The organism is Streptomyces sp. NPDC029122 (genome assembly GCF_055569445.1).
On sequence record NZ_JBVHWK010000011.1, the window covers coordinates 46,696 to 71,265 of the forward strand.

The 24,570-nt window shown below is 71.7% G+C and carries 24 protein-coding genes and 1 tRNA gene; 18 read left to right on the forward strand and 7 right to left on the reverse strand.

The annotated features are described in order from the left end of the window. The first annotated feature begins 67 nt into the window (after positions 1-67). The 3 genes from ACZ4WZ_RS15675 (at position 68) to ACZ4WZ_RS15685 (ending at position 2,952) form a co-directional block, all read left to right on the forward strand. Complete coding sequence (locus ACZ4WZ_RS15675) at positions 68-1,420, forward strand: aminotransferase class III-fold pyridoxal phosphate-dependent enzyme (RefSeq protein WP_467890246.1); 1,353 nt, start codon at positions 68-70, stop codon at positions 1,418-1,420. Positions 1,421-1,529: 109 nt separating this feature from the next. Next, the gene (locus ACZ4WZ_RS15680; RefSeq protein WP_467890249.1) at positions 1,530-2,201 is read left to right on the forward strand and encodes a GntR family transcriptional regulator; all 672 of its coding nucleotides are present in this window, start codon (positions 1,530-1,532) and stop codon (positions 2,199-2,201) included. A gap of 100 nt (positions 2,202-2,301) precedes the next feature. Next, positions 2,302-2,952, forward strand: a complete 651-nt coding sequence (locus ACZ4WZ_RS15685; RefSeq protein ID WP_467890251.1) for a hypothetical protein — start codon at positions 2,302-2,304, stop codon at positions 2,950-2,952. A 68-nt stretch (positions 2,953-3,020) separates the two neighbouring features. Here ACZ4WZ_RS15685 and ACZ4WZ_RS15690 read toward each other — a convergent pair whose 3' ends face one another. Next, positions 3,021-3,746 carry an SLATT domain-containing protein gene (locus ACZ4WZ_RS15690; protein ID WP_467890253.1) on the reverse strand — a complete coding sequence of 242 codons (726 nt, stop codon included), beginning with the start codon at positions 3,744-3,746 and terminating at the stop codon, positions 3,021-3,023. Positions 3,747-4,020: 274 nt separating this feature from the next. On the opposite strand from ACZ4WZ_RS15690, the gene ACZ4WZ_RS15695 reads away from it, so the two are divergent. The 7 genes from ACZ4WZ_RS15695 to ACZ4WZ_RS15725 all read left to right on the forward strand — a co-directional run bounded on the left by ACZ4WZ_RS15695 (position 4,021) and on the right by ACZ4WZ_RS15725 (position 10,363). After that, positions 4,021-4,365, forward strand: coding sequence for a YbaB/EbfC family nucleoid-associated protein (locus ACZ4WZ_RS15695; RefSeq protein WP_388933403.1), 345 nt, complete (start codon positions 4,021-4,023; stop codon positions 4,363-4,365). 101 nt (positions 4,366-4,466) lie between these two features. Further along, positions 4,467-5,066 carry a recombination mediator RecR gene (gene recR, locus ACZ4WZ_RS15700; protein WP_467890255.1) on the forward strand — a complete coding sequence of 200 codons (600 nt, stop codon included), beginning with the start codon at positions 4,467-4,469 and terminating at the stop codon, positions 5,064-5,066. Beyond that, positions 5,059-5,706, forward strand: a complete 648-nt coding sequence (locus tag ACZ4WZ_RS15705; protein WP_467890258.1) for a DUF5063 domain-containing protein — start codon at positions 5,059-5,061, stop codon at positions 5,704-5,706. The genes recR and ACZ4WZ_RS15705 overlap by 8 nt, the downstream gene beginning before the upstream one ends. A gap of 192 nt (positions 5,707-5,898) precedes the next feature. Then, entirely contained in the window at positions 5,899-7,179 is a 1,281-nt protein-coding gene (locus ACZ4WZ_RS15710) for an aspartate kinase (RefSeq protein WP_007264986.1), read from the forward strand. Next, on the forward strand, positions 7,176-8,246 hold the full coding sequence (locus ACZ4WZ_RS15715) for an aspartate-semialdehyde dehydrogenase (RefSeq protein WP_467890261.1): 1,071 nt from the start codon (positions 7,176-7,178) through the stop codon (positions 8,244-8,246). Before ACZ4WZ_RS15710 ends, ACZ4WZ_RS15715 begins: the two co-directional genes overlap by 4 nt. A gap of 264 nt (positions 8,247-8,510) precedes the next feature. Beyond that, positions 8,511-9,230 carry a SigE family RNA polymerase sigma factor gene (locus ACZ4WZ_RS15720; protein ID WP_467890263.1) on the forward strand — a complete coding sequence of 240 codons (720 nt, stop codon included), beginning with the start codon at positions 8,511-8,513 and terminating at the stop codon, positions 9,228-9,230. Further along, positions 9,227-10,363 carry a hypothetical protein gene (locus ACZ4WZ_RS15725; protein ID WP_467890266.1) on the forward strand — a complete coding sequence of 379 codons (1,137 nt, stop codon included), beginning with the start codon at positions 9,227-9,229 and terminating at the stop codon, positions 10,361-10,363. The genes ACZ4WZ_RS15720 and ACZ4WZ_RS15725 overlap by 4 nt, the downstream gene beginning before the upstream one ends. Here the strand turns inward: ACZ4WZ_RS15725 and ACZ4WZ_RS15730 are convergent. Together ACZ4WZ_RS15730 and ACZ4WZ_RS15735 are read right to left on the reverse strand one after the other, a co-directional pair. Next, the gene (locus tag ACZ4WZ_RS15730) at positions 10,341-11,204 is read right to left on the reverse strand and encodes an SURF1 family protein (RefSeq protein WP_467890268.1); all 864 of its coding nucleotides are present in this window, start codon (positions 11,202-11,204) and stop codon (positions 10,341-10,343) included. The genes ACZ4WZ_RS15725 and ACZ4WZ_RS15730 overlap by 23 nt on opposite strands. A 43-nt stretch (positions 11,205-11,247) precedes the next feature. Continuing rightward, complete coding sequence (locus ACZ4WZ_RS15735; RefSeq protein WP_467890270.1) at positions 11,248-13,083, reverse strand: S9 family peptidase; 1,836 nt, start codon at positions 13,081-13,083, stop codon at positions 11,248-11,250. Between the two features lie 109 nt (positions 13,084-13,192). Between ACZ4WZ_RS15735 and ACZ4WZ_RS15740 the strand changes: the two genes are divergently transcribed. The 4 genes from ACZ4WZ_RS15740 to ACZ4WZ_RS15755 all read left to right on the forward strand — a co-directional run bounded on the left by ACZ4WZ_RS15740 (position 13,193) and on the right by ACZ4WZ_RS15755 (position 16,588). Beyond that, positions 13,193-13,360 (forward strand): hypothetical protein, encoded by a 168-nt coding sequence (locus tag ACZ4WZ_RS15740; protein WP_467890273.1) that lies wholly within the window; start codon positions 13,193-13,195, stop codon positions 13,358-13,360. Between the two features lie 158 nt (positions 13,361-13,518). Then, the gene (codA, locus tag ACZ4WZ_RS15745) at positions 13,519-14,820 is read left to right on the forward strand and encodes a cytosine deaminase (RefSeq protein ID WP_467890276.1); all 1,302 of its coding nucleotides are present in this window, start codon (positions 13,519-13,521) and stop codon (positions 14,818-14,820) included. Positions 14,821-14,830: 10 nt separating this feature from the next. Continuing rightward, positions 14,831-15,424 carry an HD domain-containing protein gene (locus ACZ4WZ_RS15750; RefSeq protein WP_467890279.1) on the forward strand — a complete coding sequence of 198 codons (594 nt, stop codon included), beginning with the start codon at positions 14,831-14,833 and terminating at the stop codon, positions 15,422-15,424. Positions 15,425-15,454: 30 nt separating this feature from the next. After that, positions 15,455-16,588, forward strand: a complete 1,134-nt coding sequence (locus ACZ4WZ_RS15755) for a hypothetical protein (protein WP_467890281.1) — start codon at positions 15,455-15,457, stop codon at positions 16,586-16,588. Here the strand turns inward: ACZ4WZ_RS15755 and ACZ4WZ_RS15760 are convergent. After that, positions 16,585-17,235: a TetR-like C-terminal domain-containing protein gene (locus ACZ4WZ_RS15760; RefSeq protein ID WP_467890283.1), complete on the reverse strand. Its 651-nt coding sequence runs from the start codon at positions 17,233-17,235 to the stop codon at positions 16,585-16,587. The genes ACZ4WZ_RS15755 and ACZ4WZ_RS15760 overlap by 4 nt on opposite strands. Before the next feature lie 101 nt (positions 17,236-17,336). On the opposite strand from ACZ4WZ_RS15760, the gene ACZ4WZ_RS15765 reads away from it, so the two are divergent. Next, positions 17,337-18,149 (forward strand): alpha/beta hydrolase, encoded by an 813-nt coding sequence (locus ACZ4WZ_RS15765; RefSeq protein WP_467890285.1) that lies wholly within the window; start codon positions 17,337-17,339, stop codon positions 18,147-18,149. Positions 18,150-18,725: 576 nt separating this feature from the next. Beyond that, positions 18,726-19,544: a hypothetical protein gene (locus ACZ4WZ_RS15770; protein ID WP_467890287.1), complete on the forward strand. Its 819-nt coding sequence runs from the start codon at positions 18,726-18,728 to the stop codon at positions 19,542-19,544. Between the two features lie 195 nt (positions 19,545-19,739). Here the strand turns inward: ACZ4WZ_RS15770 and ACZ4WZ_RS15775 are convergent. After that, positions 19,740-19,813: transfer RNA gene (locus ACZ4WZ_RS15775), tRNA-Pro, on the reverse strand. Positions 19,814-19,913: 100 nt separating this feature from the next. Then, positions 19,914-20,852, reverse strand: coding sequence for a metallophosphoesterase (locus tag ACZ4WZ_RS15780; protein ID WP_467890291.1), 939 nt, complete (start codon positions 20,850-20,852; stop codon positions 19,914-19,916). 68 nt (positions 20,853-20,920) lie between these two features. Here ACZ4WZ_RS15780 and ACZ4WZ_RS15785 point away from each other — a divergent pair, with 68 nt between their 5' ends. Next, positions 20,921-21,382: a GatB/YqeY domain-containing protein gene (locus ACZ4WZ_RS15785; protein WP_388933441.1), complete on the forward strand. Its 462-nt coding sequence runs from the start codon at positions 20,921-20,923 to the stop codon at positions 21,380-21,382. Positions 21,383-21,472: 90 nt separating this feature from the next. Here the strand turns inward: ACZ4WZ_RS15785 and ACZ4WZ_RS15790 are convergent, their stop codons facing one another. Beyond that, positions 21,473-23,818, reverse strand: a complete 2,346-nt coding sequence (locus ACZ4WZ_RS15790; RefSeq protein ID WP_467890294.1) for a transglycosylase domain-containing protein — start codon at positions 23,816-23,818, stop codon at positions 21,473-21,475. A 397-nt stretch (positions 23,819-24,215) separates the two neighbouring features. Between ACZ4WZ_RS15790 and ACZ4WZ_RS15795 the strand changes: the two genes are divergently transcribed. Next, on the forward strand, positions 24,216-24,566 hold the full coding sequence (locus ACZ4WZ_RS15795) for a WhiB family transcriptional regulator (RefSeq protein ID WP_361602800.1): 351 nt from the start codon (positions 24,216-24,218) through the stop codon (positions 24,564-24,566). Positions 24,567-24,570 lie beyond the last annotated feature (4 nt).

Sequence of the window (24,570 nt, forward strand, 5' to 3'; positions counted from 1 at the left end):
AGCGGCCCCCCACCCCCATACAGTCCGCCGATATCCCTTCCGACCTGCGCACTTCTAGCGTGACCGCATGACCCCTCATGTCACCGGCGCGTCCGTCAAGGCCGCCGACCGCGCTCACGTCTTCCACTCGTGGTCCGCCCAGTCCCTGATCGACCCGCTGGCCGTCGCCGGCGCCGAGGGCTCGTACTTCTGGGACTACGACGGCAACCGCTACCTCGACTTCTCCTCCCAGCTGGTGAACACCAACATCGGCCACCAGAACCCCAAGGTGGTCGCGGCCGTCCAGGAGCAGGCCGCCAAACTCTGCACCCTCGCGCCCGGTTTCGCCGTGGACGTCCGCTCCGAGGCCGCACGCCTCATCGCCGAGCGCACCCCGGGGGACCTCGACAAGATCTTCTTCACCAACGGCGGCGCCGAGGCCGTGGAGAACGCCGTACGCATGGCCCGGCTGCACACCGGCCGTCAGAAGGTGCTCTCCGCCTACCGCTCGTACCACGGGGCCACCGCCGCCGCGATCAACCTGACCGGCGACCCGCGCCGCTGGCCCTCGGACACCGCCTCCGCCGGTGTCGTCCACTTCTGGGGGCCGTTCCTCTACCGCTCGCCCTTCCACGCCACCACCGAGGCCGAGGAGTGCGAGCGCGCCCTCGCCCACCTCGCCGACACGATCGCCTTCGAGGGCCCGCAGAGCGTGGCCGCGATCATCCTCGAGTCGGTGCCCGGTACGGCCGGGATCATGACCCCGCCGCCCGGCTACCTGGCCGGCGTGCGCGAGCTCTGCGACCGCCACGGCATCGTCTTCGTCCTCGACGAGGTCATGTCGGGCTTCGGGCGCACCGGCGCGTGGTTCGCCGCCGACCACTGGGACGTCACCCCCGACCTGATCACCTTCGCCAAGGGCGTGAACAGCGGCTACGTGCCGCTCGGTGGCGTCGCCATCTCCGCCGCCATCGCCGAGACCTTCGCCACCCGCCCCTACCCCGGCGGGCTCACGTACTCCGGCCACCCCCTGGCCTGCGCCGCCGCCGTCGCAACGATCAACACGATGGAGGAGGAGGGCATCGTCGCCAACGCCGCCCGCATCGGCGCCGAGGTGATCGCCCCGGGGCTGGCCGACCTCGCCGAGCGGCACCCCTCCGTCGGGGAGGTCCGCGGGCTCGGCGTCTTCTGGGCGCTGGAACTCGTACGCGACAAGGAGACGCGCGAGCCGCTCGTCCCGTACAACGCCTCCGGTGCCGCCAACGCCCCCATGGCCGAATTCGCGGCGGCCTGCAAGGCGTCCGGGCTGTGGCCTTTCGTCAACATGAACCGGACACACGTCGTCCCGCCGTGCACCGTGACGGAAGCCGAGGCCAAGGAAGGCCTGGCCCTCCTCGACGAGGCGCTGACGGTGGCCGACCGCCACACGGTCGGGGCGTGAGGGTCCGGATAGCGGGCGACATATCCGCATACCGGTCCTAGACCGCTCGGTTTCAGCCGCGCTGTCTGGCCTAAGGTGTCCGAAGCTCTATGGAGGAGACGGACCCCCTATGCCAGGCAGCCGGAGCGGAGGCGTCACCCGCAACACCCTTCGGCAGCAGATCGCGGACGCGCTGCGTGACGAGGTGCTCGCGGGGCGTCTCCCTCCGGGGACCGAGTTCACCGTGAAACAGATCGCCGAGCAGTACGAGGTCTCGGCGACCCCGGTGCGCGAGGCGCTGGTCGACCTCTCGGCGCAGGGACTGCTGGAGTCGGTGCAGCACCGGGGCTTCCGGGTGCGGGTCTACACGGTCGACGACTTCCGGGGGATGATCGAGGCCCGGACGCTGGTACTCGACGGGATCTTCCGGCGGCTCGGCGAGTGCGGAGCCCCGATCGGCACGGGAGAACTGCTGGTCTCCGTGCGCCGCCGTGCGGAGGAGGCGCGGCGAGCGGCGCGCAGCGGTTCGCTCGAAGTGCTGATCGGCTACGACCTGCGCTTCTGGCGGGAGCTCAGCGAACTGGCCGGCAACACCTACATCTCGGACTTCCTGCACCGCATCCGCGTGCAGTGCTGGGTCTTCTCGGTGCCCCACCTCCAGGGGGCCCCGGAACTGCGGGCCGCGCTCTGGGACGGGCACAACGAGCTGGTGGACGCGGTGACGCTGGCCGACGCCGACGAGGTACGGCGCATCGTGCGCGCGTACAACCAGCACGGGCTGGACTGGGCCGCGAGCCTCTGACGCCGCCGGCCCGCCCGGCCGGGTCCTGCGCACCCCTTCGCGGAGCGTGTCCGGAGCATTACCCTGGCCCGATCGGCGGCAACGACTGATCGGAGCCCGCGTGGCCTGTGACCTGTGGCTGGTCCCTCTTGTCGACGTGCTGTGCCACAGCCCCGACAACCCCTTCGCGGAAGAGATCGCCTCGTACGACAAGGCGCTGGGCGAGGCGGGTCTGCCGTCGGTTCCCGTGTTCGCGTACATGCCGGGCCTGAGCGGGGACGTGGCCCCGGTGGCCGGCTTCGACTACGACGCCCTGCACTTCCTGCGGCGGGCGTACCTGCTCCAGATCCGCGGTCTGCCGGTGACGCCGGTGGACGAGCTGGGCGGGGACTACGAGCAGCTGCTGGAGATGTTCGAGGCCACAGCGCAGCAGTCGCACCTGGTGTGGCACTACGACCACGCGGGGGCGTACGTCCCGGTGGACTTCGCGGTACCGCTGGCGAACGAGGAGCTGCTGGCCGGGGGCGGCCCGCTGGGCTCGGCGCAGGGGCTGCTGCGGGAGCTCGCCCTCGTGGCCCCCGCGATCGGGATAGACCCGGCGAACCCGCCCGCCGCTCCGGCGCCGCCCGGGGGACCGACCTCGCTGGAGGAGCCCGCGGGGCCCGTTCCGTACGACGAGAGCCCCTTCGCCCGGGAGCGGCACGTGTGGCTGGGCCTGCACGCGGCGGCGACCCGGAGCCTGGGCCAGGGCTCGATGATCATCTTCAGCTGACCGCCTGACCGCCTGACCGCCTGACCGCCCCACCGGCGCGCCGCCCCGCGAGCGGCGCGCCCCCGTGTTCAGCGCGGCTGCTCCGGGGGCCGCTGCCGGGGCATGTTGGGGCGGGTGCCGGGGGGCAGCGGGAAACGGGCCGGGGGGACGCCCGGGTCCGGGCGGGCGGGCGCCCCGGCCAGGGACTGCATCAGCAGCGGCGCCGACCCGGCCCGGAATTCCACCATCCAGTCGGCCGTCTCCGAGCGCACGAGCTCCGTGATGTCCTCCGAGAAGCGGCGCAGCACGGTCAGGCACCGTTCGGCGGCCTCACTGGCGGTCCCCTCGGTGGGTCCCAGTACCTCGCGCACGTTCTCCGAGGCCCAGTCGAACTGGAGCGTCTGCAGCCGCCGCTGGACGGCCTGCGCCGTCGCCACGTCCCGCATCCAGCCGGAGGTCAGCCCGAAGAACCGGTCGCAGGCCAGGCAGGCCGCGGCCAGCAGCAGCGACAGGTAGCCGTACGAGGCCGCGCCCGGGGCGGAGCCCGTCAGCTCCAGCAGTGGCAGCGCCGCGCCCGTGACGGCGCCGACGGCCGCGCCCGCCCGTAGCGTCCGCGCGCCCCGGCGCTTCCACGCCCGGTCGGACAGGTACCACTCGGCCGTGCGCAGTGCGTCGGCCTCCACCCGCCGGTAGAGCTCGTCGAGCCGCTCGGCGGGCTCTCCCCAGTCCCCGAGAGGGAACGGCCGCCCGGTGAGGTCGCCGTCCTCTGCGGGATCCCGGGGTGGCCCCTCGGGCTGCATCTCCGGCTGACTCACCCGGCACTCCCTCTGCCTGCGCTGACGTGTGATGCGCGTGTGCGCAATGGTGCGCATGCTCTTCCTACCTTCGAATGACGCGCGATGGACAACGAATCCCGGGTTTTCCGCCCGCAAGGAGGGCTCCAGCAGGGACGCGCACGCCCGGCCTCTCACCCGAAAGAGTTGGTCCTCCCGGCGTAGGGCGCGGCGCCCGGGGAGCACGTAGGCTCGGATTGACCGAGCCTTCCCCGAAGGCGATCCGCAGCCGTTGCGACGTACGGAGTGAGTACCTGTGATTCCCGGTGGTGGCCAGCCCAACATGCAGCAGCTGCTTCAGCAGGCCCAGAAGATGCAGCAGGACCTCGCGGCGGCTCAGGAGGAGCTGGCCGTGGCAGAGGTCGAGGGTCAGGCCGGCGGCGGTCTCGTGAGGGCGACCGTCACCGGTTCCGGTGAGCTGCGCGCCCTCGTCATCGACCCGAAGGCCGTGGACCCGGAGGACACCGAGACCCTCGCCGACCTGGTGGTCGCGGCGGTCCAGGCGGCCAACGAGAACGCACAGGCGCTCCAGCAGCAGAAGCTGGGGCCGCTGACCCAGGCGCTGGGCGGCGGCAGCGGCATCCCCGGCCTGCCGTTCTAGTCCGGTCCCGGGAGCCCCTCCTGCCGGACCCCCCGTCCGGCAGACACCCCGTAGACACCCCGTAGACATCCCTCCCGCCCGACACGAAAGAAGGCAGTCCGTTGTACGAAGGCGTGGTCCAGGACCTGATCGACGAACTGGGCAGGCTGCCCGGCGTCGGGCCCAAGAGCGCGCAGCGGATCGCCTTCCACATCCTGCAGGCCGAGCCCACCGACGTGCGGCGCCTGGCGCACGCGCTGCTGGAGGTCAAGGAGAAGGTCCGGTTCTGCGCGGTGTGCGGGAACGTGGCGCAGGAGGAGCGGTGCGGGATCTGCCGCGACCCGCGCCGCGACACGGCGGTCATCTGCGTGGTCGAGGAGCCGAAGGACGTCGTCGCGATCGAGCGGACCCGCGAGTTCCGGGGCAAGTACCACGTCCTCGGCGGGGCGATCAGCCCGATCGAGGGCGTCGGACCCGACGACCTGCGCATCCGGGAGCTGCTGGCGCGACTGGCGGACGGGACGGTGACCGAGCTGATCCTCGCGACCGACCCGAACCTGGAGGGCGAGGCCACCGCCACCTACCTCGCCCGCATGATCAAGCCCATGGGCCTGAAGGTCACCCGCCTGGCCAGCGGGCTCCCCGTCGGGGGAGACCTGGAGTACGCGGACGAGGTCACGCTCGGGCGGGCCTTTGAAGGAAGGCGACTTCTCGATGTCTGACGCAACGCTGCACGCCCAGGGCCAGGATCCGGACGACTTCGCCGTCCAGATCGCGGACCAGATCGAGTCCTTCATCGTCGCGGTCACCGAGGTGGCCAAGGGCGAGGACCCGGACAGCGCCGTTCCCTTCCTCCTCCTGGAGGTGTCCCAGCTGCTGCTGGCGGGCGGCCGGCTCGGCGCGTACCAGGACGTCCTCCCCGAGGAGCGCTACGAGCCCGACCTGGGCCCGGAGCCGGACGTGGACGACCTGCGCGAGCGGTTCGCCCTGATGCTGGAGCCGGTCGACGTCTACTCCGAGGTCTTCGACCCCTACGAGCCGCGCAAGACCCCGGTCGCGCACCGGATCTCCGACGACCTGGCCGACGTGGTCGCCGACCTGCGGCACGGGCTCATCCACCTCCAGGCCGGCCGGGTCACCGAGGCCCTGTGGTGGTGGCAGTTCTCGTACTTCACCAACTGGGGCCCGACGGCCTCGGCCATGCTGCGCGCCCTCCAGTCGCTGATCGCCCACGTACGCCTCGACCAGCCGCTCGCGGCCCTGGACGGCCTGGACACGGACGAGGACATGACCGAGGACGACCTCGCGGAGCAGGCCGGCGCGGTCATGGCCGAGGAGCTCGGCCAGCTGGGCCGCAAGTAGAGCGAGCGCGTGCCGGGTGGTTCCGGTGCCGGGTGGTTCCGGCCGGTTCCTGCTGGTTCCGGCCGGTTAGTGGTGTCCGCGGGGCAACCGTTCCGCTGATCTTTTGATCTCATGATGTGGTACGAGGCGGTCGGATCCCGGCCGCTCGTTAGACTGCACCAGCAAATGAGACGGACCGAGCGAGGAGCGCACGTGGGCCTTGTCGTGCAGAAGTACGGAGGCTCCTCCGTAGCCGATGCCGAAGGCATCAAGCGCGTCGCCAAGCGGATCGTGGATGCCAAGAAGAACGGCCACCAGGTGGTCGTCGTGGTTTCCGCGATGGGCGACACGACGGACGAGCTGATCGATCTCGCCGAGCAGGTATCCCCGATGCCTGCCGGGCGTGAATTCGACATGCTGCTGACCGCCGGAGAGCGGATCTCCATGGCCCTGCTGGCGATGGCGATCAAAAACCTGGGCCACGAGGCCCAGTCGTTCACCGGCAGCCAGGCAGGCGTGATCACCGACTCGGTCCACAACAAAGCGCGCATCATCGATGTGACGCCGGGCCGTATCCGCACCGCGCTGGACGAGGGCAACATCGCCATCGTCGCCGGCTTCCAGGGAGTGTCCGCGGACTCCAAGGACATCACCACCCTCGGCCGGGGCGGCTCGGACACCACCGCCGTCGCGCTCGCCGCGGCGCTGGACGCCGAGGTCTGCGAGATCTACACCGATGTCGACGGCGTCTTCACCGCGGACCCCCGCGTCGTGAAGAAGGCCCGGAAGATCGACTGGATCTCCTCCGAGGACATGCTGGAGCTCGCGGCCTCCGGTTCCAAGGTGCTCCTGCACCGCTGCGTCGAGTACGCGCGCCGCTACAACATTCCGATCCACGTCCGTTCGTCCTTCTCCGGACTGCCGGGTACCTGGGTCAGCAACGAGAAGCCCGAGTCGCAAGGGGACGAGCAGGTGGAGCACGCCATCATCTCCGGAGTCGCCCATGACGTCTCCGAAGCCAAGATCACCGTCGTCGGCGTTCCGGACAAGCCGGGCGAGGCCGCGGCGATCTTCCGCGCCATCGCGGACGCCGAGATCAACATCGACATGATCGTCCAGAACGTGTCGGCGGCCTCCACGGGCCTCACGGACATCTCCTTCACCCTTCCCAAGACCGAGGGCCACAAGGCCATCGACGCCCTGGAGAAGGCGAAGGCGCAGATCGGCTTCGACTCCCTGCGCTACGACGACCAGATCGGCAAGATCTCCCTGGTCGGCGCGGGCATGAAGACCAACCCGGGCGTCACCGCCTCCTTCTTCCAGGCGCTGTCCGACGCGGGCGTCAACATCGAGCTGATCTCCACCTCCGAGATCCGCATCTCGGTCGTCACCCGCCAGGACGACGTCAACGCGGCCGTGATCGCCGTCCACACGGCCTTCGGCCTCGACTCCGACAGCGACGAGGCCGTCGTCTACGGAGGCACCGGACGATGAGCCCGCACCGGTCGGCCCCGGCGCTCGCCGTGGTCGGGGCGACCGGAGCGGTCGGATCGATCCTGCTCCAGATCCTGTCCCAGCGGGCGGACGTCTGGGGCGACATACGCCTGATCGCCTCCCCGCGCTCGGCCGGCCGGGTGCTGGCCGTCCGCGGCGAGGAAACCGAGGTGATCGCCCTCACCGAGGACGCCTTCGAGGGCCTCGGTGCCGGCGATGTCGTGCTGTTCCTGACGCCGGCGGAGGTGTCGGCGCGCTGGGCCCCCGTGGCCACCGCGCGCGGTGCCGTCGTGGTGGACCAGTCCGCCGCCTTCCGGGAGGACCCCGGGGTGCCCCTGGTGGTGCCCGAGGTGAACGCCCACGCCGTACGGAACCGGCCGCGCGGGATCGTCGCGGGCCCGGACTGCGTGACCGCCGCGATGATCGCCGCCGTGGGCGCACTGCACGCCGAGTACGGGCTGGCCGAGCTGGTCGTCTCCTCGTACCAGGCCGCGAGCCGGGCGGGCCGGGCCGGTGCGGAGGCGCTGCGCAGGCAGCTGACCCAGGTCGCCGGGAGTCCCCTCGGGGAACTGCCCGGGGACGTACGCCGTGCCGTGGGCGAGGACACCGGGCCGTTCGCGGCACCGCTCGCGCTGAACGTGGTGCCGTGGTCCGGCGAGCTGCGGGCGGACGGCTGGTCCTCGCACGAGCTGGCCGTGCGGGCGGAGACCCGGCGCATCCTCGGTCTGGAATCGCTGCCGGTCGCCGTGACCTGCGTACAGGTCCCCGTGGTGACCGGGCACTCCCTGACGGTGCGGGCGCGCTTCGAGCGGGAGGTGGCCGCGGTGCGCGCCCGGGAAGTCCTGGAGGCCGCGCCGGGTGTGGTGCTCGTCGACGATCCGGCGATGGGGGAGTTCCCGACCCCGGCCGACGCGGCCGGTACCGATCCGGCCTGGGTGGGGCGGCTGAGGGGTTCGCTCGACGATCCGAGGGCCCTGGAATTCTTCGTATGTGCGGACAATCTACGCAAAGGCGCGGCATTGAATGCGACTCAGATCTCGGAACTGATCGCGGGTGAATTCGCGTAATCGCTTTGTAGGATCGGTGGTGATCCCTTGATCAAGGTGATGGTCCGAGTGCCGCCTGGATGAATGGGGCAATCGGGAAGAGCGGGTACGCATGAAGGCAATCGGGAAATTGCTGAAGACTCTGCCTCGCGCGTACAACCCTGACGGGGGGACGCGTGTCCAACGGGCGTGGCAGAGGCACTGTTGGACGTGGCCGTCCTACCGGCGCGCAGCGGGATCGTTCCCTCGCGGCGGCGCCCAGGCGCGCCCGGCGGCGGTTTCCCCGTGATCGTGCCCGTCCCGCCGGCCAGCGTGCCGCACATCGCACCACCGACCCGGGGGGGCCGCGTGCCCTCGCCCCGCGATAGCGCGGACACCCCCACGAGCCCGCAGACGGCCGGTGCCCTCCCGCCGGAGGCCTTGATACCGGCCGATACCGCAGCCGTCGGCGAGCCGGGCGCCGGTGCCGGAGCCGACGCCGTCGGCGACGCCGAGCGGCCGGTCGTGGCCGGTACCACCGTCGACCACCTCACCGAGACCTACCAGGCCCACTACCGCTCCCTCCTGGGCCTGGCCGCGCTCCTCCTCGACGACACGGCCTCCTGCGAGGACGTGGTCCAGGAGGCCTTCATCCGTGTCCACTCGGCCCGCAAGCGGGTACGGGACCGCGACAAGACCCTGGCCTATCTCCGCCAGACCGTCGTGAACCTCTCGCGCTCCGCGCTGCGCCGCCGCATCCTCGGGCTCAAGCTCCTGTCGAAGCCGATGCCGGACATGGCCAGCGCGGAGGAGGGGGCGTACGACCAGCTGGAGCGCGACGACCTGATCAGGGCGATGCGCGGACTCCAGCGCCGCCAGCGCGAGGTGCTCGTCCTGCGCTATTTCGCGGACATGACGGAGGTCCAGGTCGCCGAGACGCTCGGGATATCGCTCGGCTCGGTCAAGGCGTACGGATCGCGGGGCATTGCCGCGCTGAGGGTGGCGATGGAGGCCGCGCAGTCATGAGGGACGACCACAGGAACCCGGCCGGCCCCGCCGGGACGGCCACGGCCGACGAGCAGGCGCTGCGCGGCCTGCTGGCCGGGGCCGTTTGTGGACTGGAGCCTTCCGAGGGTGCCCTGGAGCGGCTGCGGCACGCGGTGCCCGCCCGCCGGGCCCGCAAACGGCAGGCCCTCCTCGCGACGGCCGCGGCGGCACTGCTCGCCGGCACCGCGGTCCCGGCCGCGCTGCACCTGGGCTCCGACGAGGGGACGGCGGCCGGACACTCGGCCATGGCCGGTCACGGGGAGTCGCAGGGCGGCAAGCCGGGCGACCTCTCCGATCCCCGCCAGAACGGCTCCGAGGACGTGGCCGGGCCCAGGCCGGTGGCATCCGCGGCCAAGGGCCGGGACGCCGACACCGGGCGCCCGTCCCCGCAGACGAGCGGCTCCCCCTCGGGGGGCGCGGTGGCAGGCCCCTCCAGCACCGGAGCGGGCGCCCCCGCCGGCGGCGCCGGCCACGGCCCGCTGCCGCCGCTGGGGGCCGCGCCCGGAGCGCCGGAGTGCACGGCCGACCAGCTGGGCGTGTCGGGCAGTGCCCGGCCCCCCGGGACCGACGGCAAGGTCTACGGCAGCTTCAAGGTCACCAACGTCTCCGCCCGCGGGTGCACGGTCTCCGGCCCCGACACCGTGACGGCCGCCTCGGTGGCCTCCGTCGGCCCGCCGCCCGCGCAGCCGCCGGTCACGGTGACCGGCCACACGGCGGGGGACCCGGCGAGCGCGCTGCTGCCCGACCCGTCCGCCGAGGCACCGGTCGTGCTGCTCCAGCCGAACAGCGCCTACGAGGTGCGGTTCGCCTGGGTGCCTTCCGACCGGTCCTGCCCGGCCGCCACGCACAGCGCGTCGCTCAAGCCCCAGCCGCAGCCCGCCGCCGGTGAGCGGGGCGGTGCGGCGGACGGTACGGCCGGCGCGGGCGAGCCGGCGGGCGCGGACGAGGCGCCGGCCAAGGACCCGCAGAGCGGCCCCGAGAACCCGGAGGGCGCCGGGGTGGAGGTCTCCCACACCCCGGGCGCGGGCGCCCCCGTCACCCAGACCACCATCCCGGAGGCCTGCGGCGGCACGGTCTACCGCACGGGTCTCATTCCGCCGGGCGCGCCGTAGCCGGTGCCGGTTCCGGTGCCGGTTCCGTGGCCGGGCCGGTGCCGGGGGCCGCGTCCGTAGCCGCCCGCGCCGCCGGGGCCGCGTCCCCGGCGGGCAGAAGCCCCGCCTCGGCGTCGCGCAGGGTCTCCACCTCGCGCCGGTAGAGCCGGAACCACATGAAGAGCACGAAGACGATGAAGACGAACCACTCGCCGGTGTAGCCGAGGTTCTGGAAGGCCTTCAGGTCCAGCCCGGTGTTGGCCGGTGCCTTCGCCGGCACGGGGGTCATCCCGTCCACCGGCGTCTGCACCGTCAGCCATGCGTCGTACAGCGGATCGTGCACCAGGTTGACCAGCGTGGCCGCACTGATCACCCCGAGCTGGCCCGGCGGCAGCCCGCCCTGCGCGTGCACGCCCTTGGTGCCCGAGTTCTCCGAGGACTGCAGGGCCCCCGTCACCTCGACCCGCCCGGCCGGCGGGGCCGGTGCCTTGGCCGGGTCCGCCGGCCCCGGCAGCCAGCCCCGGACCACGGGAATCGTCTTCCCGGAGTCGGCGCGCAGCAGGGTCAGGACGTAGAAGCCGGGCTTCCCGCGGAGTTCCCGTTCGGGGACCAGGAGCTGCTGTCCGTACTCTCCGGCCGTGGAAGCGAGCTGCCCGGAGGTCGTCGTGTCCACCGGGAGCAGCGAGTCCAGCGGGGCGGCCGCACGGGCGGCGGGACGCTCGGCCGACGCCTCCTTGTGGCTGCCGACGCGGTCCTCGAACCGGCCGAGCTGCCAGGTCCCCATGAACAGGCAGAAGGGGATGGCGAGCGCGACGAAGACGTTGATCCCCCACCAGCGCGGGGTCAGGAGAAACCGGTGCACCCCACCAACGGTACGGGGGGTGCGCCGGGGCTCCGGTGCCGGGTCAGCGCGGCAGGCCCTGCGGCAGGTGCTTGAGCGCGAATTCGAGGTCCATCCGGACCTGCTTGATGCGCTCCTCCACCACCAGCGAACCGTGCCCCGCGTCGTACCGGTACACCTCGTGCACCGCACCGCGTGCCGCGAGCCGGTCCACGTAGTTCTCGATCTGCCGGATCGGACAGCGCGGGTCGTTCACGCCCGCCGCGATGTGCACGGGCGCCTTCACCGCGTCCACGTAGGTCAGCGGCGAGGACGCCTCGAAGCGCTCCGGGACCTCCTCCGGGGTGCCCCCGAAGAGGGTGCGGTCCAGGGACTTCAGGGCCTCCATCTCGTCGTGGTAGGCCGTCACGTAGTCCGCCACGGGTACGGCGGCCAGCCCGACCGCCCAGTCGTCGGGCCGCATGCCGATGCCCAGCAGCGTCAGGTAGCCGCCCCAGGACCCGCCGGACAGCACCAGCCGCGCCGGATCCGAGAGGCCGGAGGTGACGGCCCACTCGCGGACCGCCGTGATGTCCTCCAGCTCGATCAGGCCGACCCGGTGCTTGAGGGCGTCCGTCCACTCACGGCCGTAGCCCGTCGAGCCCCGGTAGTTGACCCGCACCACCGCGAAACCGTGGTCCAGCCAGGCCGCCGGGGTGGCGGCGAAGGCGTCGGAGTCGTGCCAGGTGGGACCGCCGTGGATCTCGAAGATCGTCGGGAAGGGCCCGTCACCGTGGCCCACGGGCCGCTGGGCGAGTGCGTGGATCCGCCCGCCGGGTCCCTCCACCCACACGTCCTCCACCGGTACCGAGCCCGGCGGCCGCATGCCCGGAGGATCCAGGACGACGCCGCCGGCCGTGGACCGTACGGCGGCCGGTTCGGCTGCCGAGGACCACTGGTACTCCACCGTCCCGTCCGGGCGGGCCGTCGCGCCGGACACCGTCCCCGGCGGAGTGTCCACCCGTACGAGTTCCCGCGCGGCCAGGTCGTAGCGCCACAGCTCGCTGCGGGCCTCGAAGCCGTGCGCGATGAGCAGCGCGGTCCCGTCCGGGTACCACTCGGCGCTCACGTCGCCCGGCAGGTCGATGGCCAGGTCCTCCTCGGTCCCCGTGGCCACGTCCCACACCATCGGCTCCCAGCGGCCGCGCCGCTGGTGCCCGACGAGGAGCCGGGTGTCCCCGGCGACCGGCGCGAAGCCGAGCACCTCGAGGCCCAGTTCCTCGGTGCCGCCCCGGGAATCGTCCAGTTCCGCGACGGTGGCGCCGTCGAGGGTGACCACGCGCAGGGCCGAGTGCATGGCGTCGCCGTGCTCGGTGTGCTCGATCGCGAGCAGGGTCCCGTCGCGGGACAGGTCGCCCACGCCGGCCGACTCGCGGTGCCGGTAGATCACCTGAGGGGCCCCGCCGCCCGGGCGTACGACGTGGATCGTGGAGCCGTCCTCGTCGGTGGACCGTCCCACGACCGCCGTGCCGTCACGGCCGATGGCGAGCCCGGCGGGGTAGGCGGGCTCCAGCCCGGGCGTGGCGGGCTCGTCGGGTCCGCCCGCGAAGGGCTGGCGGACCCAGGTGCCGAACTCGTCGCCGTCGGTGTCGGAGAACCACCAGATCCACTCCCCGTCGGGGGAGAGGGCGCCGTCGGTGGTGCCGTTGGGGCGGTCGGTGGCCTGCCGCTGCGTACCGGTGGCCCGGTCCCAGGCGTAGAGCTCGTAGGTTCCGGTGGCGTTCGAGACGAAGAGCGAGCGGTCCGGGGCGTCCTCGGCCCAGTCGGGCAGTCCCACGCGCGGCGCCCGGAAGCGCTTCTCCCAGTCGGGCATCCCGGAAGCGGAGTCGGTGCCGGGGCTCAGGTCGCTGTCGCTGGTCATGCGCTCCATTCTCACGGGTCCTGCCGCACCGGGCGGCCGGGATGCCGAGTGGGCCGAACGGGCGCATGGTGGTGTGCGTACGACGAGCGCTCCCGAGAGGGTGTTGATCATGGCCAAGAAGGCTCGTGGCGGGCACCACGGCCACCAGGATTCCGAACGCGCGGTGGCGAAGAACACGGCGGCCGAGGCACGCGCCAAAGCGGCGGGCAGGGAAGCCCAGTCGCTCTCGGCGAAGACGCGCGGCATGCAGCAGAAGGCGCAGGCCAAGCGGGGCTGAGCCTCGGCACTGGCCAGCCCGGCGCGTTCCACGTGAAACGTGGAGGGTGCGTCGTTTCACGTGGAACGTGCGTGCGGGCGTGTGCGTCGTTCCACGTGAAACGTCCGGGCAGGTGCGTTCCACGTGAAACAGCGGGCCGCGTGCGTACGCTGGACCGCATGCGGATGATCGTCCGGGGAGCCCGGCTGCTGCACGAGCACGGCCTGTCCGACGTCGAGGTCGCCGAGGACGGCCGGATCGCCCGGGTGATCCCGCACGACGACCAGAAGGAGCCGCCGGCCACCGGCGTGCTCATCGAGGCCCACGGCGGGCTGCTCAGCGCCCCCTTCGCCGAGCCCCACATCCACCTGGACACCGCCCTGACCGCCGGTCAGCCCCGCCCGAACGCCTCGGGCACCCTCTGGGAGGGCATCGCCTGCTGGAGCGAGCGCAAGCGGACCCTGACCCGCGAGGACGTGGTCGCGCGGGCCACCGAGGTGCTGCGCTGGCAGGCGGCCAACGGCGTGCTGCACGTCCGTACGCACTGCGACGTCACCGACCCGTCCCTCACCGCGCTCGACGCGCTGCTGGAGGTCCGCGACCGGGTGCGGGACATCATGACCCTGCAGATCGTCGCCTTTCCTCAGGAGGGCATCGTCTCCTTCCCCGGTGGCGAGGCGCTGCTGCGCGAGGCCGTCGCGCGCGGGGCGGACGTCGTCGGCGCGATCCCGCACTTCGAGGACACCCGCGAGGACGGTGTCGCCTCGCTGCGGACCGCCTTCGCGGTGGCCGAGGAACACGGCCTGCGCGTGGACGCCCACTGCGACGAGATCGACGACGAGCAGTCCCGGTTCGTGGAGGTGCTGGCCACCCTGGCCCTGCGCTCGGGCCTGCGCGAGCGCGCCACCGCCTCCCACACCACGGCCATGGGCTCCTACAACGGCGCCTACAGCTTCAAGCTCCAGCGCCTGCTGGCCCGTTCCGGTATCAACCTGGTCGCCAACCCCTTCGCGAACCTCAACCTCCAGGGCCGCTTCGACGCCTACCCCAAGCGGCGCGGCCTCACCCAGGTCAAGGAGATGCTGGCCGCCGGGGTCAACGTGGCCTTCGGTCACGACGACGTGATGGACCCCTGGAACGCGCTCGGTACCGCCAACCCGCTCCAGACCGCCCTCGTCGGCCTCTACGCCGCCCAGCTCACCGGCGCCGACGACATCCCGCTGGCGTTCTCGATGGTGACGGACCGTGCGGCCCGCGTCCTCGGCCTGTCCCCCTCCGAGTACGGCATCGTGGCGGGCGCCCCCGCCTCCTTCGTCCTCCTCCCGGCGCCGGGCCCCGAGGAGGCGATCCGCCGGCAGGTCCGGCCCCGGTACGTGGTCTCGCGCGGCAGCGTCCTCGCCGAAACCCCGCCCGCACCGGCCCGGCTGTGGTGGCCGGGGGAGGCGGGCCCGTCGGAGGTGGACTTCAGCCCGCGCGTCTAAGGTGCGGTCCATGACGTGGACCCTTCACAACCTTGACTCGGACACCGCCCGTTCGGCCTTCGAGATCGCCTCGGAGTACGCCGACGCCGCCCTCCTCAACCACTCCGTGCGCTCCTACGCCTTCGGCGCCGAGTACGCGCGCGTGCACGGCCTCACGTACGACGCCGAGCTCCTCTATGTCAGCGCCCTGCTCCACGACCTGGGCCTGACCGCGCCCTTCGACAGCCACACCCTGCCCTTCGAGGAGGCCGGCGGCCATGTGGCCCGGCTCTTCACGGCGGGCCTGGGCTGGCCCCCGGCCCGCCGCGCCCGCGCGGAAGAGGTCATCGTGCTGCACATGCGGGACGACGTCACCGCCGCCCAGGACGTGGAGAGCCACCTTCTCCAGGTGGGCACGAGCGCGGACGTGTCGGGCCTGCGCGTGGCCGACTTCGACCCGTCCTTCCTGACGGGCCTCTTGGAGCACTATCCCCGCCTCGGCTTCGGCCCGTCCTTCCTCGCCCTGGTCGAGGACCAGGCGAGCCGCAAGCCCACCTGTGCGGCGGCGGCCTACGTCGCGGCCGGCGCGGCCAAGCGCATAGCCGCCAACCCCCTGGACGCGTGACGCCCGCGCGGATGCCGCGTTGAGGGGTGCGTGAACCCCACCCATCCCTCAGCGCAGTACCCCTTCTCGGACGCTGCCACACTGTCCTTTCGACCACTGAGCTTCGGGCAGTTGAGCCGTGGCTGGGTCGTCGATGTGAGAGCGGCCGATCTGGTCCCGCTCGCGGCCTCCGTGGACAGCGCGCGCCGGCTTCGGGCCCGGCGCGGGTTCCTGGCGGACAGTGAACCCAACCTCGGGCTGGCCGCGATGCTGCGCCACCGCCCGGCGGACTTCGGATTCGTGGGGCAGATCGTGCTGGGCGCCGAGGCCGTCGAGCTGGTCCCCGAGCCGGGGGCGTTCTCCGATCACATTCACGTCATCGGGCCGGAGTGCATCGACGGGCTGCAGCGGCTCCGGATCATCGCGGAAGCCGTCGGGTGCCTGCCGACCGCCGACCTCGAGCAGGCCGTTCTGCGTGTCGAGATCCTCTGCGGCAAGGAGCGCCGCCGAGCGCGGGTCCTGTACGACGCGGCCGATCGTTACCTGAACCCTTCGACGGCGCAAGACGGTCTCGTCCGGTGCCCCCACGTCCTCCGGCTGATGGACGCGGACTGGGAGAAAGGCACGTTCGACCCACGCCGTGGCGTCACCACAGGCCCACGTGGCGAGCACTTCACGATGGCCGAGGTGACCCAGTCCCTGGCCTGCCTCGCGCCCCAGCGCCACCCGGAAGCAGCGCACCTGGCGGCCACGCCCGAGGGGCGTGAGGTCTTGTGGGGCGGCATCGGCTCCGACCTGTACGGGCAGCTCTTCCATGCGGGAGTGACGCCGCTCGGTGTCGTCCGCGCGATGGAAGCCTGGCAGCAGGCGCGGGCCACGCTGCATTCCCTGCCCGGACGGCTCAAGCAGGGACACGGGCACCTGATCCAGTACGCTCCGGCCCTCATTTGCTGGATGGCGTGCCGCCGGCTGCCCCTGGACTCGCTCCACGACCTCCGGTCCGACTACCGGTGGGACGAAGCCATCTCGTTCCGGCTGCCCGCCGCGACGGAGGCTGCCGCCGAGCTCCTCGTGGGCCGCTACCGGGCCCTCCGGCCCGGCCGCGGACCCTACAAGCCGGAGGCGCCCACGATGGGCCTGTGGCTCGAACTCCTCGAGGACCTCGCCCCGCAAGCCCCCCTCTAGAGCCCCCGCTCCACCATGGTGATCACGTCCTGGCCCGCGTCGTGCGCCTGCTCCGGGGTGATGCCGCGGAGGGGGCCGTCGATGATCAGGGAGGCCAGGCCGTGGACCGCCGACCAGGCGAGGAACTCCGCGCCCGGGCGGCGGGAGTCCGGCAGGGCGCCGGTCTCCACGAGGGCGTCCAGTGAGGCGCTGAGCAGCTCGAACGGCGTGAGCCCGCCCGCCCCGGCGGCCGTGGCGTCGGCGGCGTACGTCATGTCGTCCGGGACGTGGAAGGCCGTCCGGAACCAGCCCGGCTCGGTCACGGCGAAGCGGATGTAGCCCGTCCCCACCGCCCGGAAGCGGGCCCGGGCCTGCTCGGCGGAGGTCCGGGCGGCGGGCAGGGCGTCGATCTCCGCCTCCATGGCCAGGGCCACGCGGGCCATCGCGGCCTGCGAGACCCCGTGCACCAGGGCGCCCCGGTCGGCGAAGTGACGGTAGGCGGCGTTCGGCGACACCCCCGCGCGCCGGGTGGCCTCGCGGAGCGAGACGGAATCCGGTCCGCCCTCGCGCGCCAGCTCCAGGGCGGCTTCGAGCAGCGCGTTGCGCAGGTTCCCGTGGCGGTACGTGCTGCGCTTGGGCGGCGGTGGCGGTTCGGTTTCCGAAGGCATGGGGCTCGGTTCCTCGCTATATGTGGACGGCGTCAACTTCCAGGTATAGCCTACGAGGGAGATGTGGACGTCGTCCACATGTGACTTCAGGGGGTCCCACCGTGCAGAAGGCCGTTTCCCGCGACGGAACCGTCATCGCCTACGACCGCACCGGCGAGGGTCCCGCCCTCGTGCTCGTGGGCGGCGCCTACCAGGTGCGGGAGGACCCGAGGTGGGCCACGCTCGCGGGCCTCCTCGGCGACCGGTTCACCGTCGTGACGTACGACCGGCGAGGCCGCGGTGACAGCGGCGACACCTCCCCCTACGCGGTGGAGCGCGAGATCGAGGACCTGGCGGCCGTCATCGCCGAACTCGACGGCCCCGTACGCGTGATGGGCATGTCCTCCGGTGCCGTCCTGGCTCTGGAGGCCGCCGCGCACGGCGTTCCGATGAAGGAACTGGCTCTGTACGAACCCCCGTTCGTCATCGACGACAGCCGTCCGCCGGTCCCCGTCGACTACGCCGACCAGCTGGACGCGGCCATCACCGAGGGCCGGCGCGACGACGCCGTCACCCTCATGCTGACCACCGCCGTGGGCGTCCCGGCCGAGTTCGTCGGGCAGATGCGCGAGAGCGGCATCTGGAGCCACTTCGCGGCGCTGGCCCACACCCTCCCGTACGACGCCCGCGTCATGGGCGACACCATGTCCGGCCGCCCCCTGCCGGCGGACCGCTGGGCGGCCGTACGGATCCCCGTACTGGCCATCGGCGGCGGCGCGAGCGATCCCTGGCTCCAGTCCGGCGCCCGCGCCCTCGCGGCCCTGCTGCCGGCCGGCCTCCACCGCACCCTGGACGGCCAGACCCACGACGTGGACCCGGCCGCCCTGGCCCCCGCCCTGGCGCAGTTCTACGACCCCGCCCGCCCCTCGGCCTGACACCTGCGGCAACCCCGGCACCAGTCCGGCCCTGGCGGCCATGCCCCCCAGGGCCACCGGTGTCATCCCAGGGGCTGCTGACCACCGGCCACCGCCACCAGCCGCAACACGCACGCCCCGCCGCCTCCACCCACGCCCACCGGGAATCGGTCCGTGACCAGCGCACACGCGGCCGCCCGGACGCCGATGCGGAGCGCGCCGAGCGCCGGACGCGTGACCGGTCCCCTTCGCCATGGTCGGCGCCTCCACCCGGCTCACGCGTGCGGCAGCTCTCGCGCGACACCCGTTGCACCGCGTGCAGCCCGTTCCTGCGCGTACCACCGCCCTGCGGTTCCCGTGTCAACCCGCACGGCCCCTCTGTCTCCGCAGGTCAGAGGGGGTCCGTGCGGCGTGCGGGGCGGCGCGGACCACGGTCCGGTCCGGGTGGGAACCACGGCGCCCACACCCGCTGTCAGGCGTGTCGGCTAGCATCAAGTCCGTTGTCTGCACGCGCATTTGAGCCGTGCTGCCGGCATGTGCTGCCGCGCCTGGGGAAGGGGACCCGTGTACTCGGAAATCCGAAAGATCACGCCGTAGTTGGCCCAGGAGTGGCTGAAGAAGAACACGAGCAACCGGCCGCTCAGCCGGCAGACGATCGCGCAGATGGCGCGGGCGATCGAGCGCGGCGAGTGGCAGCTCACTCACCAGGGCATCGCCTTTGACGAGGATGACGTCCTCATCGACGGTCAGCACCGCCTGGAAGCCGTGCTCAAGGCCGGGATCCCGGTCGAGATGATGGTGACGCTCGGTGTGCCGAGGGCCTCCTTCACCGTCATGGACACCGGCCGCAAGCGCACCGGGCGGGACGCCCTTTCCCTCGCCGGCGAGGTCAACAGCACGCACCTGGCGGCAGCCCTGCGCGGCCTGCACCTCTACCTCACACAGCCCGACCTGGGATGGTCGGGAGCGTCGTCCCTCGTCTCCAACGACCAGCTGCTCGGCATCCTCGCGGAGCACCCCGACATGCGGGACGCCGTCAACCACGGCATCCAGCTGAACAGGGGCATGAAGATCACGGTGACGGCCGCCTCGATCGGCTGGTACATCACCTGCCGGGAACGGCCCGACGTGGACCAGAGCCCGTGGCTCGACGGCCTCATGACCGGAGCGGGACTCTCCCAGTGGGATCCCCGGCTCACTCTGCGCAACACCCTCCTGGGCCTCGCGGCCGGCAAGCGGCACCGCAAGGCCGATGACTCGCGCGAGCACCTCCTCTACTACCTCAAGTCCTGGAACGCCTGGGTGGAGGACCGCGAACTGAAACTCCTGCGCCGCTCCCCGGGCGAGAAGATGCCCCAGATCACCAAGAGGGTCCAGCTGGCCGAAACTCCCGACACCCTCGACGATCTCGCCTGAAGGGAGCCGGCTCCGCCCTCCGGGGGTCGGGGCCGCCCGCCGGCGAGGCCCTCAACGGTCCCGCGTAGATCAAGAAGGGGCGGGGCAGCCGGGCTCCGAGCCCGGCTCTCCCACTGGCTCCCCAGACACGGCCCGTAAACCACTCAAGGGCCTGACCCGCGATGCGGATCAAGCCCTTGACCTGGTCTTACGAAGTCGGGGTGGCGGGATTTGAACCCACGACCTCTTCGTCCCGAACGAAGCGCGCTGCCAAGCTGCGCTACACCCCGATCGTCGCCCTGAAGTGTTGCTGTCCTGGCGACATCGATTACTTTAGCGGACCCTCGGCCTGAGACGAAATCCGGTTTCGCGCGGGCCCGGCCCGCGTGGTCAGGCCTTCGGGGCCAGGGTCAGGAGAGTCGCCTCCGGAGGGCAGGCGAAGCGGACCGGGGTGAAGCGGTTGGTGCCGCAGCCGGCCGAGACGTGGAGGTAGGCGCGCTGGCCCTGGGCCTCGTACGTGGAGAGGCCCTTCACCCGCTTCGTGTCGAGGTCGCAGTTCGTGACCAGCGCCCCGTAGAAGGGGACGCACAGCTGACCGCCGTGGGTGTGCCCGGCGAGGATCAGGGGGTAGCGGTCGGCCGTGAAGGATTCCAGCACCCGCAGGTACGGGGCGTGCACGACGGCCATCGAGAAGTCCGCGTCCGCCTCCGGGCCGCCCGCGACCCGCTCGTAGCGGTCCCGCTTGATGTGCGGGTCGTCGAGCCCGGTGAAGGCCAGCTCCAGCCCGTCGACCTTCAGCCGGGCCCGGGTGTTGGTGAGGTTCAGCCAGCCCGCCGCGTCGAAGGCGTCCCGCATCCCCTCCCACGGGTTGTGGACGGCGCCGACGACCGGCTTGTTGCCGTTCAGCCCGTGCCGGCCCTGCGCCTTCTCGATCAGGTACCGCCCCGGGTTGCGCAGCCGCGGCCCGTAGTAGTCGTTCGACCCGAAGACGTACACGCCGGGGAAGTCCATCAGCGGGCCCAGCGCGTCGAGCAGCTCGGGCACGCCCTCCGTGTCGGAGAGGTTGTCGCCGGTGTTCACCACGAAGTCGGGCCGCAGGCCCGCCAGGGACTGCAGCCAGGCGCGCTTCTTGCGCTGGCCGGAGACCATGTGGATGTCGGAGACCTGTAGGACCCGCAGCGGCCGCGTCCCGGCGGGCAGTACCGGGACCGTGATCCGGCGCAGCCGGAAGGACCGGGCTTCGAAACCGGCGGCATAGGCCACACCCGCGGCCCCCACCGCCGCGATGGAGGCGGTCACCTTCAGGGGGACTCCGTAACGCGCACGCATGCCCCCATCGTCGCAGACCCGGAAAACGGGTGGGCGCCACGGCCCCGGCACCTGGCAGACTCAGGGGCATGACCACGCTCAAGGCCAAGCTCCAGGAAGACCTCACCACCGCCATCAAGGCGCGCGACGAACTCGGTTCGTCCACCCTGCGCCTGACCCTCGCCGCCATCACCAAGGAGGAGGTCGCGGGCAAGGAGGCGCGCGTGCTCTCCGACGAGGAAGTCCTCAAGGTGATCGCCAAGGAGGCGAAGAAGCGCCGCGAGGCCGCGGATGCCTTCGCCCAGGGCGGCCGCGCCGAGCAGGCCGCGCGGGAGACGGCGGAGGGCGAGTTCCTGGACGCCTACCTGCCCAAGCAGCTCAGTGATGACGAGTTGACCGCGATCGTGGCGCAGGCCGTCGAGGAGGCCCGGGCGGCGGGTGCCGAGGGGCCGCGGGCCATGGGCGCCGTCATGAAGATCGTGAACCCGAAGGTGGCGGGTCTGGCGGAGGGCGGCCGGGTCGCCGCCGCCGTCAAGAAGCAGCTTTCGTAGGGACCAGTAGGGACCAGCAGGGACCAAGGGGAGGGCCCCGGTCGGATCACCGACCGGGGCCCTCCCCTTCGTTCTGCCCCGCCCGTGCGCCTACGGGGTCTCGCGGCCGCCGATCAGGCCCGGCTCCACCGGGACGACCGGGTCGGTCGGAATCTCGGGGGTCTGGCCGCCGCCTCCGGTGACGGTCCCGCCGCCGGTGGACCCGGTGGTGGTGCCGCCGGTGCGGGTGCCGCCGGGCTTGTTGTCGCCGCCGGGCCGGGTGGGCTTGCCGGGCTTGCGGGGGGTGGCCGGCGGGGTCGTGCCGCCCCGGCCGCCGTTGTTGCCGCCGTTGCCGTTCCCGGTGCCGCCGCCCCCGACCGAGGGCTCGGGGACGCTGACCTGCGCGAAGCTCGGGGCCTCGCGGCCGGACAGCGCGCCGGTGACCGCGTCCTTCCAGATCGGGCCGGGCAGACCACCGCCGAAGACCTTCGGGTAGTACTGGCCGCCGATGGTGATGTCCTCCATCGAGATCTTCTTCGAACCGCCGGAGCCGACCCACACCGCGCCGGACAGGTTCGGGGTGTAGCCCACGAACCAGGCGTTGTAGCGGTTGTCGGTGGTGCCGGTCTTGCCCGCGTTGTCGCGGTCGGTCAGGCCCGCCCGCTCACCGGTGCCGGAGTCGACGACCCCGCGCAGCAGGTGGTTGATGGTGTCGGCGGTGTCCTCGGACATCGCCCGGTCGCACTTGGTCTTCGGCACGGCCAGCGCCTTGCCGTGGGCGTCGGTGATCGACTCCAGGGCGATCGGGGTGCAGTGGACGCCCCGGTTCGCGAAGGCCGCGTACGCGTTGGCCATGGTCAGCGGGGACATCTCGGCGGAGCCGAGCGCGATGGACGGTGTCTCGGGCAGCTTCGAACCGTCGGCCGGGGCCACTCCGAGCTTCTGCGTCATCTCCATCACCGGGCAGAGCCCGATGTCCGAGATCATCTGCACGAAGTAGGTGTTGATGGACTTCTCCATCGCCGTCCTCAGCGCGTACGGGCCGACCTCGTCCCGGGTCTCGTTCTCGGCCGTCTCCCGCTTGCCGCCCACCGGCACGTTCTGCCAGGCCGGGCCGGAGCACCGCGACACCGGGCTCGGGTACTCCATCTTGTTCGGGGCCGAGTAGACCTTCGTCGGCTCCATGCCCTGCTCTATGGCGGCGGCCGCGATGAACGGCTTGAACGTGGAGCCCACCTGGAAGCCGAAGTTCGAGCCGCCCATCCGCTTGTCCACGGAGTAGTTGATCTGCGTCTCGTTCTTCCCGAAGCCGTACGGCTTGGACTGGCCCATCGCCAGCACCCGCCCGGTGCCCGGCTGGACCATGGTCACGGCCGTGGCGATCGAGTCGTCCTCGTTGACGTGGTCCTTGATCGAGGCGTTGGCGGCTTCCTGGGACTGCGGGTCCAGGGTGGTGCGGACGGTCAGGCCGCCCTGGTTCCAGACCTTCGCCCGCTCCTCGCGGGTCTTGCCGAAGACCGGGTCCGAGAGGAAGGTGGCGCGCACGTAGTCACAGAAGAACCCGGCGCCCTTGACTGCGGTGATGCAGCCGTTCTTGGGCCGGGTCACCTTCAGCGTGACCGGCTTCGCCTTCGCCTCGTCCGCCTCGGCCTGCGAGATGTCCTTCACGTCGGCCATGCGCTGGAGGACGACGTTGCGGCGCTTCATCGCCTCCTGGCTGTCGTTCACCGGGTCGTACCGGCTCGGCGACTGCACGAGGCCGGCCAGCAGCGCCGACTCCTCCAGCGTCAGGTCCTTGGCGGGCTTGCTGAAGTAGCGCTGGGAGGCGGACTCGATCCCGTACGCCCCCTGCCCGAAGTAGGTGATGTTGAGGTAGTTCTCGAGGATCTTCTTCTTCCCGAGCTCCTCCTCGACCTGGATCGAGTACTTCAGTTCGCGGATCTTGCGGCCGAGGCTCTTCTCCTGCGCCTCGCGCACCTTCGTCTCGTCGTCTCCGGCTTCCTCGACGAAGACGTTCTTCACGTACTGCTGCGTGAGCGTGGAGGCGCCCTGCGCCGCCCCGCCCTCCTGCGCGTTGCGGTTCACCGCGCGCAGGATGCCCTTGAGGTCGACGGCGCCGTGCTCGTAGAAACGAGAGTCCTCGATGGCGACGATCGCCTTCTGCATGTACGGCGACATGGCCGTGAGCGGCACGACCTGACGGTCCCGTGAATAGACGGTGGCGATCAAGCCACCCTCGGCATCCAGAATCGTGGTGCGCTGGCTCAGCGGAGGCGTCTTCAGATTGGCCGGGATCTCATCGAAACCCTCGACCGTGCCCTTGGCGGCGAGGCCCAGCGCACCGGCGCCCGGGATCGCGATACCGGCAAGTACGACTCCGGAGAGAACCGACACACCGAGGAACTTGGCGGCCTGCTGCGGCCCCGTCAGCCCTGCGCCCGAGCGCTTCTTTCCCATAGAGGGCAGCCTACGTTCTCATTCGCCGGACACGCGCGAATGCCTTGGCCTAAGCTGTCCCCAACTGTCACAGCAGCGCGGTGCGACATCAACCCCTCGGCTTGATTTTCACCCTCCCCGAATGGGGTGGACTCATGTCCGAATCCCGCCCTTCCCTCTGACGGCCGCTTACCGGAGCCTCCCCGATTTCACCCGAATCGCCGGAATGGCCGGGCATGTCGCCGGATCACTCCGTCGGGTGATCTGCCGCTTACCCATAGTCCGTTCGGACCATTCAAGATTGGGCCCGTCGGGGGTGTTGCACTGTGTCCACCTTCCGTAACGTCCTCAACTGGCAGCGGTGAATATGCCGCTACCGCCGTGGGGGAGCCTCGATTCGGGAGAGGACGGCACCGGGATGGGCTGGGTTACCGACTGGAGTGCGCAGGCAGCCTGCCGCACTACCGATCCGGATGAACTGTTCGTTCAAGGAGCGGCACAGAACAGGGCCAAGGCGGTGTGCACCGGATGTCCGGTGCGGACCGAGTGCCTGGCCGACGCACTCGACAATCGCGTCGAGTTCGGAGTGTGGGGCGGCATGACCGAGCGGGAACGACGCGCCTTGCTGCGCAGGCGTCCCACCGTCACCTCGTGGCGACGGCTGCTCGAAACCGCCCGCACGGAGTACGAGCGCAGTACGGGCATCCTCACCGTGGATGTCGACGCGGAGATCGACGTGACGTACGAAACCTACGCGGCAGCCGGGTAACCAC

Bases quoted from the DNA above. Each gene is read 5' to 3' on its own strand.
- ACZ4WZ_RS15675 (WP_467890246.1), top strand. From the start codon at position 68: ATGACCCCTCATGTCACCGGCGCGTCCGTCAAGGCCGCCGACCGCGCT.
- ACZ4WZ_RS15680 (WP_467890249.1), top strand. From the start codon at position 1,530: ATGCCAGGCAGCCGGAGCGGAGGCGTCACCCGCAACACCCTTCGGCAG.
- ACZ4WZ_RS15705 (WP_467890258.1), top strand. From the start codon at position 5,059: ATGTCTGACGCAACGCTGCACGCCCAGGGCCAGGATCCGGACGACTTC.
- ACZ4WZ_RS15715 (WP_467890261.1), top strand. From the start codon at position 7,176: ATGAGCCCGCACCGGTCGGCCCCGGCGCTCGCCGTGGTCGGGGCGACC.
- ACZ4WZ_RS15725 (WP_467890266.1), top strand. From the start codon at position 9,227: ATGAGGGACGACCACAGGAACCCGGCCGGCCCCGCCGGGACGGCCACG.
- ACZ4WZ_RS15735 (WP_467890270.1), bottom strand. From the start codon at position 13,083: ATGACCAGCGACAGCGACCTGAGCCCCGGCACCGACTCCGCTTCCGGG.
- ACZ4WZ_RS15740 (WP_467890273.1), top strand. From the start codon at position 13,193: ATGGCCAAGAAGGCTCGTGGCGGGCACCACGGCCACCAGGATTCCGAA.
- codA (WP_467890276.1), top strand. From the start codon at position 13,519: ATGCGGATGATCGTCCGGGGAGCCCGGCTGCTGCACGAGCACGGCCTG.
- ACZ4WZ_RS15750 (WP_467890279.1), top strand. From the start codon at position 14,831: ATGACGTGGACCCTTCACAACCTTGACTCGGACACCGCCCGTTCGGCC.
- ACZ4WZ_RS15760 (WP_467890283.1), bottom strand. From the start codon at position 17,235: ATGCCTTCGGAAACCGAACCGCCACCGCCGCCCAAGCGCAGCACGTAC.
- ACZ4WZ_RS15780 (WP_467890291.1), bottom strand. From the start codon at position 20,852: ATGCGTGCGCGTTACGGAGTCCCCCTGAAGGTGACCGCCTCCATCGCG.
- ACZ4WZ_RS15785 (WP_388933441.1), top strand. From the start codon at position 20,921: ATGACCACGCTCAAGGCCAAGCTCCAGGAAGACCTCACCACCGCCATC.
- ACZ4WZ_RS15790 (WP_467890294.1), bottom strand. From the start codon at position 23,818: ATGGGAAAGAAGCGCTCGGGCGCAGGGCTGACGGGGCCGCAGCAGGCC.
- ACZ4WZ_RS15795 (WP_361602800.1), top strand. From the start codon at position 24,216: ATGGGCTGGGTTACCGACTGGAGTGCGCAGGCAGCCTGCCGCACTACC.